The 15,340-nt window shown below is 71.0% G+C and carries 15 protein-coding genes; 7 read left to right on the top strand and 8 right to left on the bottom strand.

Going from position 1 to position 15,340, the window contains the following annotated elements:
• Positions 1-291: 291 nt before the first annotated feature.
• Together ACFVDP_RS01315 and ACFVDP_RS01310 are read left to right on the top strand one after the other, a co-directional pair.
• Entirely contained in the window at positions 292-3,066 is a 2,775-nt protein-coding gene (locus tag ACFVDP_RS01315) for an AAA family ATPase (protein ID WP_383481338.1), read from the top strand.
• A 12-nt stretch (positions 3,067-3,078) separates the two neighbouring features.
• On the top strand, positions 3,079-3,534 hold the full coding sequence (locus ACFVDP_RS01310) for a VOC family protein (protein ID WP_383481336.1): 456 nt from the start codon (positions 3,079-3,081) through the stop codon (positions 3,532-3,534).
• Between the two features lie 141 nt (positions 3,535-3,675).
• On the opposite strand, the gene ACFVDP_RS01305 is transcribed toward ACFVDP_RS01310, so the two are convergent.
• Both ACFVDP_RS01305 and ACFVDP_RS01300 read right to left on the bottom strand, forming a co-directional pair.
• Positions 3,676-4,071, bottom strand: a complete 396-nt coding sequence (locus ACFVDP_RS01305) for a VOC family protein (protein WP_383481333.1) — start codon at positions 4,069-4,071, stop codon at positions 3,676-3,678.
• Positions 4,072-4,161: 90 nt separating this feature from the next.
• On the bottom strand, positions 4,162-5,148 hold the full coding sequence (locus ACFVDP_RS01300; protein WP_383481330.1) for a GNAT family N-acetyltransferase: 987 nt from the start codon (positions 5,146-5,148) through the stop codon (positions 4,162-4,164).
• A 339-nt stretch (positions 5,149-5,487) separates the two neighbouring features.
• Between ACFVDP_RS01300 and ACFVDP_RS01295 the strand changes: the two genes are divergently transcribed.
• A complete protein-coding gene (locus ACFVDP_RS01295) occupies positions 5,488-6,381 on the top strand; it encodes a DMT family transporter (protein ID WP_383481327.1) in 894 nt (297 codons plus the stop codon).
• Positions 6,382-6,567: 186 nt separating this feature from the next.
• The gene (locus tag ACFVDP_RS01290; RefSeq protein WP_383481325.1) at positions 6,568-6,975 is read left to right on the top strand and encodes a four-helix bundle copper-binding protein; all 408 of its coding nucleotides are present in this window, start codon (positions 6,568-6,570) and stop codon (positions 6,973-6,975) included.
• Between the two features lie 53 nt (positions 6,976-7,028).
• Here ACFVDP_RS01290 and ACFVDP_RS01285 read toward each other — a convergent pair whose 3' ends face one another.
• Complete coding sequence (locus ACFVDP_RS01285) at positions 7,029-7,586, bottom strand: CGNR zinc finger domain-containing protein (RefSeq protein ID WP_383481322.1); 558 nt, start codon at positions 7,584-7,586, stop codon at positions 7,029-7,031.
• Between the two features lie 80 nt (positions 7,587-7,666).
• Between ACFVDP_RS01285 and ACFVDP_RS01280 the strand changes: the two genes are divergently transcribed.
• Complete coding sequence (locus ACFVDP_RS01280) at positions 7,667-7,975, top strand: hypothetical protein (RefSeq protein WP_383481319.1); 309 nt, start codon at positions 7,667-7,669, stop codon at positions 7,973-7,975.
• A gap of 64 nt (positions 7,976-8,039) precedes the next feature.
• Here ACFVDP_RS01280 and ACFVDP_RS01275 read toward each other — a convergent pair whose 3' ends face one another.
• The 5 genes from ACFVDP_RS01275 to ACFVDP_RS01255 form a co-directional block, all read right to left on the bottom strand.
• On the bottom strand, positions 8,040-8,429 hold the full coding sequence (locus ACFVDP_RS01275; RefSeq protein ID WP_383481316.1) for a MerR family transcriptional regulator: 390 nt from the start codon (positions 8,427-8,429) through the stop codon (positions 8,040-8,042).
• Positions 8,430-8,457: 28 nt separating this feature from the next.
• A complete protein-coding gene (locus tag ACFVDP_RS01270; RefSeq protein WP_383481313.1) occupies positions 8,458-9,480 on the bottom strand; it encodes an MDR family NADP-dependent oxidoreductase in 1,023 nt (340 codons plus the stop codon).
• An 83-nt stretch (positions 9,481-9,563) separates the two neighbouring features.
• Positions 9,564-10,406: a DUF1684 domain-containing protein gene (locus ACFVDP_RS01265; protein WP_383481311.1), complete on the bottom strand. Its 843-nt coding sequence runs from the start codon at positions 10,404-10,406 to the stop codon at positions 9,564-9,566.
• Positions 10,403-11,575 (bottom strand): homoserine O-acetyltransferase, encoded by a 1,173-nt coding sequence (locus tag ACFVDP_RS01260; RefSeq protein WP_383484245.1) that lies wholly within the window; start codon positions 11,573-11,575, stop codon positions 10,403-10,405. Before ACFVDP_RS01260 ends, ACFVDP_RS01265 begins: the two co-directional genes overlap by 4 nt.
• Positions 11,572-12,936 (bottom strand): bifunctional o-acetylhomoserine/o-acetylserine sulfhydrylase, encoded by a 1,365-nt coding sequence (locus ACFVDP_RS01255; RefSeq protein WP_383481309.1) that lies wholly within the window; start codon positions 12,934-12,936, stop codon positions 11,572-11,574. Before ACFVDP_RS01255 ends, ACFVDP_RS01260 begins: the two co-directional genes overlap by 4 nt.
• 495 nt (positions 12,937-13,431) lie before the next feature.
• On the opposite strand from ACFVDP_RS01255, the gene ACFVDP_RS01250 reads away from it, so the two are divergent.
• Together ACFVDP_RS01250 and ACFVDP_RS01245 are read left to right on the top strand one after the other, a co-directional pair.
• Entirely contained in the window at positions 13,432-13,950 is a 519-nt protein-coding gene (locus ACFVDP_RS01250; RefSeq protein WP_383481307.1) for a TetR/AcrR family transcriptional regulator, read from the top strand.
• Positions 13,951-14,028: 78 nt separating this feature from the next.
• Positions 14,029-15,177 (top strand): epoxide hydrolase family protein, encoded by a 1,149-nt coding sequence (locus ACFVDP_RS01245; RefSeq protein WP_383481304.1) that lies wholly within the window; start codon positions 14,029-14,031, stop codon positions 15,175-15,177.
• The last annotated feature ends 163 nt before the right edge of the window (positions 15,178-15,340 follow it).

The raw sequence follows: 15,340 nt of genomic DNA, 5'->3' as shown, positions 1-15,340 counted from the left end.
CACCCCCACACCAGGACGTTCGAACACGCCTGATGCCCAGGCATAAAGTATCGACTTTCCCGATGTGGGGACGCGGGAATTCCGCTCTGCCGGTGCCTGGCCGAGTGCACGATGAGCACAGTATTTGTGCGCGATCGGAGAACACCCTCGGTGTTCCTTTCTCTAGGGTGCGGTGTGCCACGGCCCGAGGGGACGTGCCGATCCGAGACACGCTCCACACCACGTCACACAGCGCCCCGCACAAGTGCGTCCTGGCCCGAAGCGGCTCGCCGGAAGACCTGGGGGAATCTCATGGTGTGGTCCCAAGCCCACGGCTCGGCCGAGCCACCGATGGTCGGACGGGATGACGAGCGCGCGGCGATCGGAAAGCTGATCGCATCCGTCCGCGACGGCTTCAGCGCGGTCCTCGTGCTCAACGGCGACGCAGGAGTCGGCAAGTCCCGGCTCCTGCGGTACGCGGCCGAGTCCGCCCCGGACCTGGCGGTCGTCGGACTGGTCGGCGTGGAGGCCGAGACACGGCTCGGCTACGGAGCCCTGCACCGGCTCCTGCGCCCCCATCTGGACCGGCTCCCCCTTCTGCCGCAGCGCCAGCGTGACGCGCTGAACGCCGCGCTGGGACTGACCGCCGCCCCGCCGTCCGACCGTCACCTGGTCGGCCTGGCCGCGCTGACGCTGCTCTCGGACGCGGCCACGGCGACGCCGATGCTCTGCCTGGTCGACGACGTGCAGTGGCTGGACCGCGAGTCGGCGGAGACCCTCGCGTTCGTCGCCCGCCGGCTGTACGCGGACTGCCTCGGACTGCTGTTCGCCGGACGTGAGGGGAACAGCGGCCTGGACGTCTTCGGAGATCTCCCCGCGCTCCGCCTCGCCGGACTCGCGCGTGCGGAGGCCAGAGCCCTGCTGACCGCCGGCGTGCAGGGGCACCTGGACCAGGAGGTCGCCGAGCAACTCGTCGCCGGCACCGGCGGCAACCCCCTCGCACTCCTGGAACTGGCGGTGAACCTGCCCTCCGAACAGCTGGCCGGGGTCACCCCGCTGCCCGAACCCCTACCGGTCAACCGGCAGCTCGAAGAACACTTCCGACGCACGGCGGCGCGGCTGCCCGCCGACACCCAGACCCTGCTGCTGCTCATGGCGATGACGCCGACGGACGACCAGGCGGCGCTGTGGCGCGCGGCCGGCACCCTGGGACTGTCCGTCCGCGCGGCCCGGCCCGCGGTCGCAGCGGGGATATTGAGCCGTGGCACCATCGCCGAGTTCCGCCACCCGCTCATCCGGTCGGCGGTCCACTCGGCCGCGTCCGCCCAGGAACTGCGCCGCGTCCAGGCGGCGCTCGCGGCCACCAGCGCCCCCGAGCGCCGGGCCTGGCACCTGGCCGAGGCGGTCGACGGCCCCGACGACACCGTGGCCGAGGAACTCGAAGCCGCCTCCGAACTGGCCCAGGCACGCGGCAAGTACTCCGAACAGGCCCTGGTCCTGACCCGCTCGGCGGAGATGACCACACATCCCGGCAAGCGGGCCGACCGCTATCTCGACGCCGCGGCGGCGCACCTCGCCTCCGGCAATCTGGCCGCCGTCCAACCGCTGCTCGAACTCGCCACTCCGGCCCTGACCGGACCCGTGGGCCGGGCCCGCGCGACACGACTGCGGGCCGCCGTCGAGATGGTCCGCGCCCGCCCGCGCGAGGTACCGGCGATGCTGTTGGACGCGGTGGCCGACCTCGGGACCGTCGATCCCGGGGCGAACTGGGACCTGCTGCGCGAGGCGACGCACGCCGCGATCATCGGCGGCCGGACGATCACCGGCACGACACCCCGCGAAGTCGCCAAGATCGCCGCCGACTCCTGGCACGACGCCGAACTGCCGCCCTGGAGCCCCGATCCGCTGATGGCGGCGCTGGCGCGGCTGATCGCCTACGGCTACGCCGAGGGCGCCGGACCGCTGGCCGCGGCCCTGGCCCGGTTGCGCAACGCCGGGCCACTGCAGGACCCCAACATGTTCAGCACCATGATCAGCATCGCGGGCGACGAACTGTGGGACATCGAGGCCAAGCGAGAGATCCTGGAGAAACTGGTCACCGCGGATCGCGAGCGCGGCGCCGTCCTCGGGCTCAGCATCGCGCTGGTCGCCCTGTCCACCGTGGAGATCTGGGACGGCCGGTTCGCCGTCGCCGAGCGGTGCTTCAACGAGGCCGACGACTACATGGCCGCGGCCGGGTTCAGCGTGGCGGGAGACTTCCACAGGGCCCTGCTGTACGCCTGGACCGGCCAGGAGGCCGAACTGCGGGCCGCAGTCGCCACGATGCGCGTCCTGTCCGAGGAACTGGGGCTCGCCACCAACTGGCGGTGGATCGCGCAGTCCGTGAGCATCTACGAGATCGGCCGCGGCCGGTACCAGCAGGCGCTCGACGTCCTGCTCATGGTGTTCGACAACCACCCGCTGATCCTCGGCGACATCAACCTCGGCGGCATGGTCGAGGCCGGGCTGCGCGCCGGTTACCGCGAGGCCGCCGACCTGGCCATGCAACGTCTGGAGGAGCGTGCGCCGCTCGCCGGGACTCCGTGGGCGCTCGGCCTGCTCGCCCGCTGCCGGGCCCTGATGGCCGACGACGACCGGGCCGAGCAGCTGTACCAGGAGTCGATCGCGCAGCTCGAAAAGGCACCGGTGGCCGTCGAACTCGCCTGGTCACGACTGCTGTTCGGCGAATGGCTGCGCCGTCGCCGTCGCCGGGCCGACGCGAGGATTCAACTGCGGGCCGCCTACGAGTCCTTCTCGTCGTGGGGAGCCGGCCCCTTCGCCGAGCGGGCCCGGGCCGAGCTTCTGGCCACCGGAGAGACAGCCCGCAGACGAACGGTCGCGAGCCGGCTCGATCTCACCCCGCAGGAACGGCACGTGGCGACACTGGCCGCGTCGGGGCTGACCAACGCGGAGATCGCCGGCCAGTTGTTCGTCACCACCTCCACCATCGAGTTCCACCTCAGCAGGGTCTTCCGCAAGCTCGGCATCACGTCGCGCAAACAGATCGGGGCCAGGCTGCGGGAGTCCGCCGTTGTCAGACCCGGCTGAGATGCTCCGCTCATGGAGATGACAGTGCAGCTGACGATCGACTGTTCCGATCCGCAGAGGATGGTGACCTTCTGGGCCGAGGCGCTCGGCTATGTGCCCGAGCCCGCGCCCGCCGGGCACGCCACATGGCGTGCCTACTGGGCGTCGATGGGGGTGCCCGAGGAAGAACTGCCGCCCGGAGCAGGGGACATCCCGGAGTCGATCATCGATCCCGCGGGGCGTGGCCCGAGGGTGTGGTTCCAGCAGGTTCCGGAACCGAAGACCGCAAAGAACAGGTGGCACTTCGACCTGAAGGTCGGTGGGGGCCGTGACGTCCTGCTGGAGGTCCGCAGACAGCGGGTCGACACCACGGTGGCACGTCTGGCCAAAGCCGGTGCCACTGTGGTGCGTATCAAGGATGAACCGGAGTCGGGGTTCTACGCCGCCGCCATGCAGGACCCCGAGGGCAACGAATTCGACGTCGTCTGAAGGTCGTTGCTCCGTTGCCCCCGGCGGCCGATCTCGATGTCCTCAAGCGCCATCCGCCGCCTTGAGTACGTGATGTCGAGGCAGAGCAGCAGTTCCTCGACGGCACCCGCGACCGCTTGGCGTTCTCGGTCTCGCGGCGCTCTAGTCCTGCGGTGCCAGGGTGCGCAGGACGTCGAATTCATTGCCCTCGGGGTCGGCCATGACCACCCAGCTCCGGTCTGGGCCCTGGCCCACGTCCGTCCTGGTGGCGCCGAGGCCGAGCAGTCTGGTCACCTCGTCCTCGGTGCTGCCGTCGATCGGGCTGACATCGAGATGAAGCCGGTTCTTGACCGCCTTGCCCTCGGGTACGCGGATGAACACCAGGGTGGGCGGCATCTGTCGGGCTCGGATCTCCTCGACGGTCGGTACCCAGGAGCCGATCTCGACCATGTCCTCGCGCCGGTCGATCACCTTGAAGTCCAGGACCTCGCACCAGAACACCGCGAGTCTCTCCGGATCACGGCAGTCGACGGTCAACTCGGTGAACCTGCTTGTCATGCTTCTCCCAGATAGTGCGGACGTGACTCGAACAAGCCCGTTGACCGGCAGGTGCCGCACCCCGAACCGAGGGTCCTCCGAGGCGTCGGCCTATTCCACGGGCGCGGAGAAGATGAGGCGGGTCTCCGTGGTGCGGTATCCGGCGCGGGTGAAGGCCGCCGCCATCGGACGGTTGCCGAGGTCGGTCGTGGCGGTGACGCGCTCCGCGCCGTCCTCGGCCTGGAAGCGGGTGATGGCGGCGAGGACCTCGGACACGTAGCCGCGGCCGCGCAGTTCGGGGACGACGCCGAGGTAGCCGACGTTGCGGTTGTAGGGAGTGGCCGACGGGATGGCGAGGCCGGCCAGGGCTCCGTCCGGGGTGTGAGCGAGGCGCCACCATTCGCGCTTGCCGGGCCGGTCGATGTAGAACTGCAGGCTTTCGCGGGCCGTGTCCTCCCGCCCGGTGGCCGCCTCGCTCTCCAGGGTGTGGGCGTCGAGTGTGCCCTCGGCGACCCGCAGCATCGCCTGGAGGAAGACCTCGTCGTCCGGCTCCGGGGAGAACACCAGGCGTTCAGGCGCGGCGGGCAGCGGGGACTCGGGCGTCCACTCGAACTGGAGCCGCTCCACCTCGACCGTCAGGCCCGCGCGGCGGGCCGCCTCCTGGCGCCATGCGACGGCGGTGACGTGCTCGGAGTCGTCACGCCAGGATCCGGGCAGCCGCATCAGGTTGTACAGCGGCGGAGCCTCGGCGCCCGTCTCGCGGAACGCCTGGTGCCCCGCGTCGAGCAACGCGGCGGCCAGCGCGGCCCGTTCGGCGGCGGGCACCTCGTCGGCGACGGCGAGACAGTCGAGTGCGAGCGGATGCGTGCTGTCGCTCTGCCCCCACCACAGGGCGCGGGCCAGTACCTGCCCGTCCGGCCCCCAGGCCGCCCAGGTCCACTCCGGTCGGTACTGCCGCTGGGCGGCCTCCTCCCGATAGGCATCGGAGGGCAGTCGCCACACGGGCTCCGCGGAGGTGAGGGCAAGCACGAGATCGAGCTCGGCGCCGGTCCCCGGCACGGCGGACACACGAGTAACGGCACTGCTCAAGAAGGACATCCAGGTACCTTTCAGGTACGAAAGCATCGGCCGGCCGGTACACACTCCGCGCCAGCCTCCAGCGATCTTGGCAGGGGCACATGAGGAGGGCAACGAATTAAGTCCGCAGCCGGACGAGAGCCGGCGGCGGCACCTCGCCAAAGGTGCCTGAGTGAGGCAGCGTCCCTGCGCCGGCTCGATACCGGCCGGCCGTGACACCGAGGCCGCGGACCAGGCCGACGGCGCGACGTCGCCGGGCGGTGGCAGGGGAACCGACCGGCGGGCGTGTCCGCGTCCGATCGGCTCAATCCGCCGGCGGCCCGGCACCGAGCCCTCACGGGGCGGGGCAGCATCGCGCATGTGCTCCTCTTCGCAGTGGTCTTCGCCGTTCTCGGAGCGGCCAGCAACGCCGCCGGAACGGCCTTCCAGCGCAAAGCCGCCGCCACCGTCCCCGAGGGCGGCGGTCTGCGGCTGCTGCTCGCTCTGGCCCGCCGGCCCGCCTGGGTGGCCGGAATCGCCGGCGTGATCGGTGCGGCGCTCTTCCAAGCCCTGGCTCTCGCCTTCGGGCCGCTCGCACTGGTCCAGCCCCTGTTCGTGCTGGAGCTGCCGTTGGCGCTGATCATCGCGATGCCGCTGCTGCACCGGAGTCTGCCCGCCGTGGGGTGGTGGGCGGTGGCGAGTGTGGTCGCCGGGCTGGGGCTGCTGCTGGGCGCGGCCGCGCCGTCGGGTTCTTCCAGCGACGCGCCGATGAGCCGGTGGACCCCCGCGCTGGCGGTCTGCCTCGGCGCTGTCGGCGCCGCCCTGCTGGTGGCACGCAACCGTTCCTCGGCACTGGTCAGAGCGGCCTGCCTGGGCCTCGGATCGGCGGTCGCCAACGCCCTGACCGCGGCCATGCTCAAGTCCGCGACCGGAACCTTCTCCGACCATGGCCCGGCCGCGTTCCTCACGACCTGGCAGACGTACGGGTTCGCCGTCACCGGCATCGGCGCCGTGCTGCTGCTGGAGAACGCCCTCCAGGCAGGATCGCTGGCGGCCTCCCAGCCGGCTCTCACCATCGGCGACGCGACCGTCAGCCTGCTGCTCGGGATCTTCCTGTTCCAGGAGACGATCCGCACGGGCTGGTACCTCGTCCCGGAGGCCGCCGGAGCGGTCCTGATCGGTGCCGGTGTCCTCGGACTCAGCCGCGCCGTGCCCCACATCCGCGACCTCACCCAGGGCGCCGCCGACGGAGGTACGGCCCGCGTGGACTCGTGACCGGTGGCGGACGTTCGAACCATCGAACACGATGGGTGGACCGAGGGCTTCTGCCACAGGAGGCGGGCGGTCCGCATGATCGACCGTGGCGCCGCGTCCGCCGAGGAAGCCGCCGTGCGTCTCAGCGACGCATGACTCCGCCCCTGCGTCTGTTCCGCACCACATCGATTCAGGAGACGAAAGCTCATGTTCTCTGCCGAGAGGCTCCTCCAGGCTCACCCCGTCGCCGCGGCGGCGGAGACACGCGAAGCGATCGCCCGGGCGGTGGAAGCCGCACTGGGCTGCGTCGCGGCCTGCACGGCTTGCGCCGACGCCTGCCTGTCCGAGGAGGACACGACGCGCCTTTCCCGCGCGGCCGCGGCGGCCGAGACCTGTGCGACGGTCTGCGCGGCGACCGCCTCGACTCTCCTGCGCCAGAGCGGTCACGCCGAACGCGAAGGCCTCATCACCCTGCTGCAGAGCTGCACCAGCGCGTGTCTGCGCTGCGAACGCGAATGCCGGGAGCACGAGATGATGCACGACCACTGCCGCCTGTGCGTCGAGGCCACCACGGCGTGCGTCGCGGCGTGTGAGCGGTTGCTCGAATTGCTGTGAAGGCGGCAGGGCGACGTCTGCTTCCGACGACGGGCGACGGTGTCGCCCGTCGTTCAGGGTTTCCGTGCCTTCCGGGCAGCTGATGGCCGCGTGTCGACCGGGCGTCGCTCGCGGTGGCGGGCCACGGCGTCATTGTTGGCGCAGCGCACCGAGCAATAGGTGCGACGGCCATTGCGGGAGGTGTCGACGAATGCCGTACCGCAGGTGTGGCGGGCGCAGCGCCCGAGCCGCTCGGCGTCCGAGGAGCAGATGACGTAGGCGAGTCCGGCGGCGGTGACGGCACGGACGTGTGCGGCGGCGTCGGCGCCAGGGGCGCTGTAGTGCAGGTGGGGATGACCGTCATGCAGGGAGATGCGGGGGCTGCTGGAGGCGTCGGCCAGAAGTGCGTTGACCTTCTCGCACCGTTCGCCGAGGTCCTGCGGGCCGAAGCACTCGGCCAGGCGACGGCTCCATGTCCAGATTGTCTCGGCCTGCGCCGTGCTGAACCTGCGGTTCACCACACTGCGTGCGGCAAGTAGTGGTTCCAGATCCTCGGGTCGAGGCGGGGCGCTCAAGTTGACCAGGTCCGCGGCCAGCCGGGCAGCCTCGCCGCCGTAATGATTGAACTGCATAGAGCCATTACAGCATCACTGGCCAGGCCGGATTGATGTAATGGTTGAACTGCTTTAGGAAGTGACGTCATGTTGGAGGCATGACGCGCACATCCACGGACACGTCGGCGTACGACCACTGCCCCGTCTGCCACGAGCCGATCTCGGCACGGACGCAGTGGTGGAAACTGAAGTCTCGCCACCGCACATCCCGAGGCGAGATCGAGTACTGCCTCGGCGGCTGCGGCTGTCTCGTCATCCTGGTCGACGGCGAGATGATCAAGGCAGTGAGCATGGGCACCACGCAGAGGGGCGACTTCCGGAACGGGGCGGAGGCCGTGACGCCACCCGCCCACGCCATCACGCCCCAGTCCAGGCGCAGTGGGGACGAAGTCGCCGATCCCGGATGATGCACGAGAACACGTGCGCGGCAGCCGTCAGGCACTCACGGCGGCCATGGACGGCGGCCAGCGGTCAAAGGCCCGGATGCCCGGCCGGCTCGGGTGCCGCGATCTGGCGTGCGAGGCTGTCGCGCAGCGCGGTGAGCCGTGTGATCTCCGTGTCGAGTGCGTCGATCCGTTGTTGCACGATCCCCGGTGCCTCGCCGGGGGCGGGCACGACGCACCGGCGGCCGGGCTCGGCGAGAAGCAGGTCGAGCCGGTCGGCGCAGGTGCGCACGTCCTCCACGGTCAGGCCCAGGGAGAGCAGGCGCCGGATGACGCGGATCCGGGCCAGATCCCGCTCGGCATAGACCCGTTGACCGGTCGTCGTGCGGTGCGGGGGCGGGAGGAGACCCCGCTCCTCGTAGAAGCGCAGCGCGCGCGGGGTGGTGCCCGCGGCGGCCGCGGCGTCTCCGATACGCATCCGGGGTCTCCCTCGTGACTGGCGCCGGTCAGATCTCTACCACCAGGGTCCCGAAGTGACGTCCCTGATGCAGTTCCTGCAACGCTCCCGGCGCCCGGTCGATGCCCGGCAGCGTCACGTACGGATAGACGATCTCTCCCGCCCGCAGCCAGTCCGCCAGCTTCTCGCGCCACTCCTCCTCCACACCGGGATGGTCGCCACCCTGGTAGCCGAGCAGCGACACCGACCGCCTGACGAGCAAATACGTGTCGATCACCGCGGGTGAAGTGCCGCCGGCCAGCACGGGGTCGAACTGCCCCGACAGCGCCCCGACAAGGCCCACCCGTGCTCCGGGCCGGGTCACCTCAAGGGCCGCGGTGAGCTGTTCACCACCGACGTTGTCGACGACCACGTCGTAGCCGTCCGGCGCGGCCTCGGCGAGCCGGTCGGCCAGCGGATCCGTTCCGGGGACCACGACGGCGTCGTACCCGAGTTCCTGCCGCAGCCGTTCGGCCTTGCCCGGGCTGCGGGTCGTGCCGACCACCCTCCCGGCACCCAGCAGCCGGGCCACCTGCCCGGCGAGCGAGCCGACCCCGCCCGCCGCGCCCGTCACCAGAACCGTCTCGCCCTTGCGCAGCCGGGTCAGCCGGGTCAGTGCCCCGTACGCGGCGGACGCCGTGGACAGCAGCGCCACCGGATCGGGATGCCCGGCCGGCACCACCTCTACCGCGTCCGCGTCGACCACCGCGAACTCCCGCCAGCCCAGCATGTGCGTGACCAGAGCCCCGACAGGTACGTCGGCGACCCCCGGCCCCGCCGCCACCACCTCGCCGAGCGCCGGGCCGATCAGGGGCTCTCCGGGCTTCAGCGGCGGGAACGGAAACCCCTCGCCCTGACGCGACACCAGAGTGCGCAGTCCCGCGAAGACAAGGAACTTCCTGTTGTTTACGAGGAGTTGGCCAGCGGCGGGTCGAGGTACCGGAACCTCGGCGACCCGGAAGTGCTCCGGAGCCGGCAGGCCGCTGGGATTGCTGACCAGGTGGATCTCGCGACCGATGGACGGTGTCGACATGGATGACCTCCGGAGCCGTAGAGCCTGAACGGTGCCGGGACGCTAACCCTTGACGCGCGGGTGAGGGTCAAGCGCCCGGGCGTTCACCGTTCGTCCCTGGTTCGTTCGAACGGGATCTGCTCACCTGCTTCGATCGCGACCGGGAGCCGGTTCTCGGCGGGAGGCAGGGGGCAGGTCGCGAAGTCGGTATAGGCGCAGGGCAGGTTGGTGGCGCGGTTGAAGTCCAGGACCACGCCGCCGTCGGCGTCGGGGGCATCGATGTGCAGGGCGCGGTTGGCCGCGTACGTGGTCACGCCGGAGGTCGCGTCCGTGAACAGCGCGAGGAGACTGCCCGGGGCGCGCCCGTTGAACACGGTCAGTTCGAGATCCTGCCCGTCGAGCCGGAACCGGACCCGGCCCGGTGCGTCGTAGACGTGCCGCAGCCCCTCGACGGCCGCGCCGACGGTGGTCGGCCGCGGCTCGGCGAACGGCGTGTACGAGCCGGTGACAGCCCAGCGAGGGTGCGGTGCGAACGCGGGCGTTCCCTGGAACGCGGTGCGCAGCGGGTGGTCCGGGTGGCGCGGCCGCAGCACATCGTGGCCGCCGCGCCGGGCGATCTCGATCACGGCGTCGTTCCAGACGGCGCGGACGTCACCGCGCTCGGGAAGGGCGTCGAAGGTGTGCCGTCCGCGCACGGTGGCGCCGTCGACGACGAGCGTCTCTCCCTCGTCGAGCTCGACGGTGACGCGGTCGCCGTCCGCCGACCAGGTCCCGGGCGCGCCGGGATGGCGCCGGGGAGTGACGTCCAGCCAGTACAGACCGGTGACGGCGAGGAACCCGTGCTCGTGGGCGAGCGCGGCGTCCTTGTCCTGGTGCCACGTCTGCCACAGGGCGGTGAAGTCGGCGAGTGCGTCGGCTTCGCCGACGGAATCCTGGACGGTGGTCATGTCTTCTCCTGGTGGGTGCGCGGGTGGGGGACGAGTTCGCCCACGAGTGAGGCGACCTGTTCCACTTCGATGAGGAAGCCGTCGTGGCCGTACGGGGACTCGATGAGCCGGAGCGCGTCTGCCGTGGGGATGCCGCTCGCCAACTCCCCCTGCTGGGAAAGTGGGTAGAGGCGGTCGGAACCGACGGCGGCCACGAGGGTCGGGGCCGTCACCCGGCGCAGAGCGCTCCGCACCCCGCCACGGCCGCGGCCGATGTCATGGCTGTTCATCGCCTCGGACAGCACCACGTAGCTGCCCGCGTCGAATCGGCGCACCAGCTTGTCGGCATGGTGGTCGAGGTACGACTCGACCTGGTACCGGCCGCCGCGCCACGGGTCCTCCGTGCTCTGCGGAGTGCGGCCGAACCGGACGTGGAGCTCCGGCTCGCTGCGGTACGTGACATGGGCCAGCCGCCGGGCCTGGGCCAGCCCGGTGGCCGGGCCGTGGGCCGTGGCGTGGTAATCGCCGCCCTGCCAGTGCGGGTCGGAACGGATGGCGTGCAGTTGGATCGCGGCCCAGGCGATCTGCTCGGCGCTCGCCGCGGCCGCCGTGGCGAGCAGGAGGAGCGCTCCGGTCCGCCCGGGACGCGACACCGCCCATTCCAGCGCCCGCATCCCGCCCATCGAGCCGCCGACCACCAGCGCCCAGCGGTCGATGCCGAGCGCGTCGGCCACCTGGGCCTCGGCCGCCACCTGGTCGCGCTGGGTCAGGAACGGGAACGCGCCGCCCCAGCGCCGCCCGTCGGGGGAGAGGGACGCGGGGCCGGTGCTGCCCTGGCAGCCGCCGAGGACGTTCGGCGCCACGACGTACCAGTGGTCCGTGTCCAGGGCGAGCCCCGGCCCGACGAGACCGTCCCACCAACCGGGCGTGGGATGTCCGGGCTCGGACGGGCCCGCGACGTGACTGTCGCCGGTGAGGGCGTGCAGCACCAGGACGGCGTTGGACGCGTCCGGAGCGAGCCGCCCCCACGTCTCGAACGCGAGCCGTACGCCCGCCAGTTCACCGCCCGCCTCCAACGCGAGCGGGGCCGGCAGGTCGTACCACTGCCGACGCCCGGGCGGGTCCCCCTCCTGCCAGGCTCCGGTGGCCGGCGGGAGGGGGACCTGGGACGGCGTCAGAGCGGTGCTCAGGAGGACGCGCCCTTCGCGGCGCGGAATCCCGCCTCGAGGTCCGCCTTCAGATCGGCGAGGTTCTCGATCCCGACCGACAGACGCACCAGACCGGGGGAGGCGCCGGTGGCCGCCAACTGCTCCTCGTCGAGCTGGCTGTGGGTGGTGGAGGCCGGGTGGATGATGAGGCTGCGGACGTCACCGATGTTCGCGAGGTGGCTGAACAGTTCGACCGCGTCCACGAACCTCTTGCCCGCCTCGACCCCGTCGCGCAGCTCGAAGGAGACGATGGCGCCGGAACCGCGCGGCAGATACTTCTGCCCCGCCTTGTACCACCGGCTGGACTCAAGTCCCGGATAGTGCACGGCGGCGACCTCGTCACGCTGCTCCAGCCATTGCGCGAGCGCGAGCGCGTTCGCCGTGTGCCGCTCGATGCGCAGGCTCAGCGTCTCCACACCCTGCAGCAGCAGGAACGCGGAGTGCGGCGACAGCGCCGGGCCCAGGTCGCGCAGCAGTTGGACCCGCAGCTTGACGGCGAAGGCGCCGGGGCCGAGGGCCGGCCAGTACTGGAGGCCGTGGTAGCTCGGGTCGGGTTCGGTGAAGTCCGGGAACCGCTCGGCGTGCGCGCCGAAGTCGAAGGTGCCGCCGTCGACGACGACACCGGCGATGGCCGCGCCGTGCCCGCCCAGGAACTTGGTCGCCGAGTGCACGACGATGTCCGCCCCGTGCTCGATGGGGCGCAACAGGTAGGGCGTGGGCACCGTGTTGTCGACGATCAGCGGTACGCCGGCCGCGTGGGCGACGTCCGCGACCGCCCGCACGTCGAGCACGTCGCCGCGGGGGTTGCCCAGCGTCTCCGCGAACAGGGCCTTGGTGTGGGGCCGGACCGCCGCCCGCCACGCCTCCGTGTCGTCGGGGTCGTCCACGAACGACACCTCGATGCCCAGCTTCGGGAGCGTGTGGCGGAAGAGGTTGTACGTGCCGCCGTACAGCGACGTACTGGAGACGATGTGGTCTCCCGCGCTCGCGAGCGTGAGGATGGCCAGCGTCTCCGCCGCCTGCCCCGACGCCAGCGCGACGGCGGCGACACCGCCTTCCAGCGCGGCGATCCGCTGCTCGAGGACGTCCTGGGTGGGGTTGTGGATGCGGGTGTAGATGTTGCCGGGTTCGGCCAGTGAGAACAGGTCGGCGGCGTGCTGGGTGTCGCGGAACACGAAGGACGTCGTCTGGTAGATCGGCGTCGCACGGGCGCCGGTCGTCGGGTCGGGCGCGGCCCCGGCATGGATCTGCTTGGTCTCGAAGGACCAGGCCGAGGTGTCGGGCGCGGCGGGCGCCTCCTCGGGGGTGTGGCCGGCGGTGACGGAATCGATGGGCTGGCTCATGACGATGCTCCCTGGACGAAGGTCGGGAAGACGGAAGGCAGAGCGGCAGACGGGAAGGCCGGAGCACCGGGACCCGGAGAACCGGAGAACCGGAGAACCACAGAGAGGGGAATGTGGGGTCGGGACCGGTCAGAACCCGGTCACGACCCGATCAGCGACGAAGCGCGGAATTGTCCGAGACCTGTCTTCTGCTGGTCAGAAGGCAGGTCCGGGGCCGGAGCGCGGCGTCAGCTCGCGGCGGAACAACCAGTAGTGGTGACACGCACATAGTCGATGTGGCGGCGGGTCACGAGCACGGTCATGGAGCCAGGTAACCACAGCGGAGACGCCACGCGCCAGACGTTTCAGCCATGGGCGCCGTCTTTGTTAAGAACAGTTGTTCTTACGTGGTGTACGTTTGTTCTTATGCAAGGAAAGGGAGCCTCTGCGGAGCAAGAGGCGGCGAGCGGCGAGGGGCGACGCACACGCCGACATGACCCGCTGCGCAGGGACCGCGTGCTCGATGCCGCACTGACGGTGCTGGTCGAGGACGGAGTCGCCGGACTCACGCACCGCAAGGTCGCCGCCCGCGCGGACGTGCCACTTGGCTCCGTCACGTACCACTTCGCGAGCCTCACCGAACTGCGTACGCAGGCGTTCGCCAGGTACGTCGAGCAGCGGACCGCCGCATACGAGGCGCTCTTCACCGAAGTGACCTCGCGCGAGCACCTGATCGATGTCCTGGTGGACCTGGTCCAGGGAGGGCCGTCCCGGCAGCGCAGCGCGGTCCTCGGCTTCGAGCTGCACCTGGCCGCGTTGCGCGATCCCGCCCTGCGCGCACTCACCCAGGAGTGGACGAGGTCCAGCCGGGCCGTGCTGGCCCGCTTCACCGGGCCGCGGACCGCTGCTCGCCTCGATGCCCTTCTGGAAGGGCTCATCATGCACGCGCTGCTGTCCACGGACCGGGAACCACGCGAGGAGACCCGCTCGGCCATCGTGCAGACGCTCGGCTCGGCCGCCGCGTCGAAGACATGAAAACCCCTGCCGCAGCTGGAAGTTGGGCGGGCGAGACCACGAGCACCGCGAGTACGCACACGCCGAGGGAGTCACACCTTGCCGACCACCCCACCCGTCATCGACATCAGTGACGCCGACCTGGAAGACCTCCGCTCCCGCCTGCGCGCCACCCGGTGGCCCCAGCCCTGGCCCGTGCAGGACAGCTGGGAGGCGGGTACCGACGCCGCCGAACTCCGCCGGCTCGTCGACCACTGGGCCCATGGCTACGCCTGGCGAACCCACGAAGCCGCCGTCAACGCGCTGCCCTCCCGCTTCGCCGACATCGACGGCACGCCGGTGCACTACCTGCGCTACGACGCCGAACACCCGGACGCTCTGCCGATCGTGCTCACCCACGGTTGGCCGAGCACCGTCCTGGAACTCACGTCCCTGGCCGAACGCCTGGCCGCCCCCTCCCGCCACGGCGGAGACCCCCAGGACTCCTTCACCGTGATCGTCCCCTCACTGCCCGGCTTCCCCTTCTCGCCGCAACGGCCCACCCTCACCGAGCAGACCCATGAGCTCTGGCACCGGCTGATGCAGGATCACCTCGGCTTCCGGCGCTATGCGGCCCACGGCGGAGATCTGGGCGCCGGCATCACCTCACGGCTCGCCGAGGCGCACCCCGAGTCCGTCGTGGGCATCCACCTGCTCGCCGCAGCGGCGCCGGCCGGCCACGACCCGGCCTCGCTCACCTCGGAGGAGACCGCGCACCTCGCCTCGGCCACGGCCTGGCAGGCCGAAGAGGGCGGGTACATGCACCAGCAGAGCACCCGCCCTCTCACCCTCGCTCCGGCCCTGAACGACTCACCCGCCGGACTGCTCTCCTGGATCCTGGAGAAATACCGTGCGTGGAGCGACTGCGGAGGCGACCTGTCCACACGGTTCAGCGACGACTTCCTCCTGACTCAGGCATCCCTCTACTGGTTCACCGGCACGATCTCCACGTCCTTCCGGCCGTACTACGAGTTCGCGCATCACCTGACCCGGCGCGTGCGGAGCGTGGAAGTCCCCACCGCCCTGGCCCTGTTCCCCGCGGACCTCGCCCAACCGCCGCGCAACTGGGCCGAGCGCACCTACCACCTCACGCGCTACACGCACATGCCCCGCGGCGGCCACTTCGCGGCCCACGAGGAACCCGCCCTGCTGGCCGACGACATCACCGCGTTCTTCCGGGACCTCCGCACGCCTGCCCGCCGGGGGTAGCAGGGGCAGACCGGCCGCCACGGGCACGGTCACGTTCTTGGGCGGTACGTCCAGACGTCCACGCTGGAAAGAGTAGGTTCTCCGTCGCCGGTGAACCCGTTACCGGGGTCTCCTTGGGGGACGCGTAAGTGCAATGGCCGATCCGGGGCACGAGACAGTGTGC

Source organism: Streptomyces sp. NPDC057694, assembly GCF_042799415.1.
In the GTDB taxonomy this organism is placed as follows: domain Bacteria; phylum Actinomycetota; class Actinomycetes; order Streptomycetales; family Streptomycetaceae; genus Streptomyces.
This window is presented reverse-complemented; position numbering and strand designations above follow the sequence as displayed.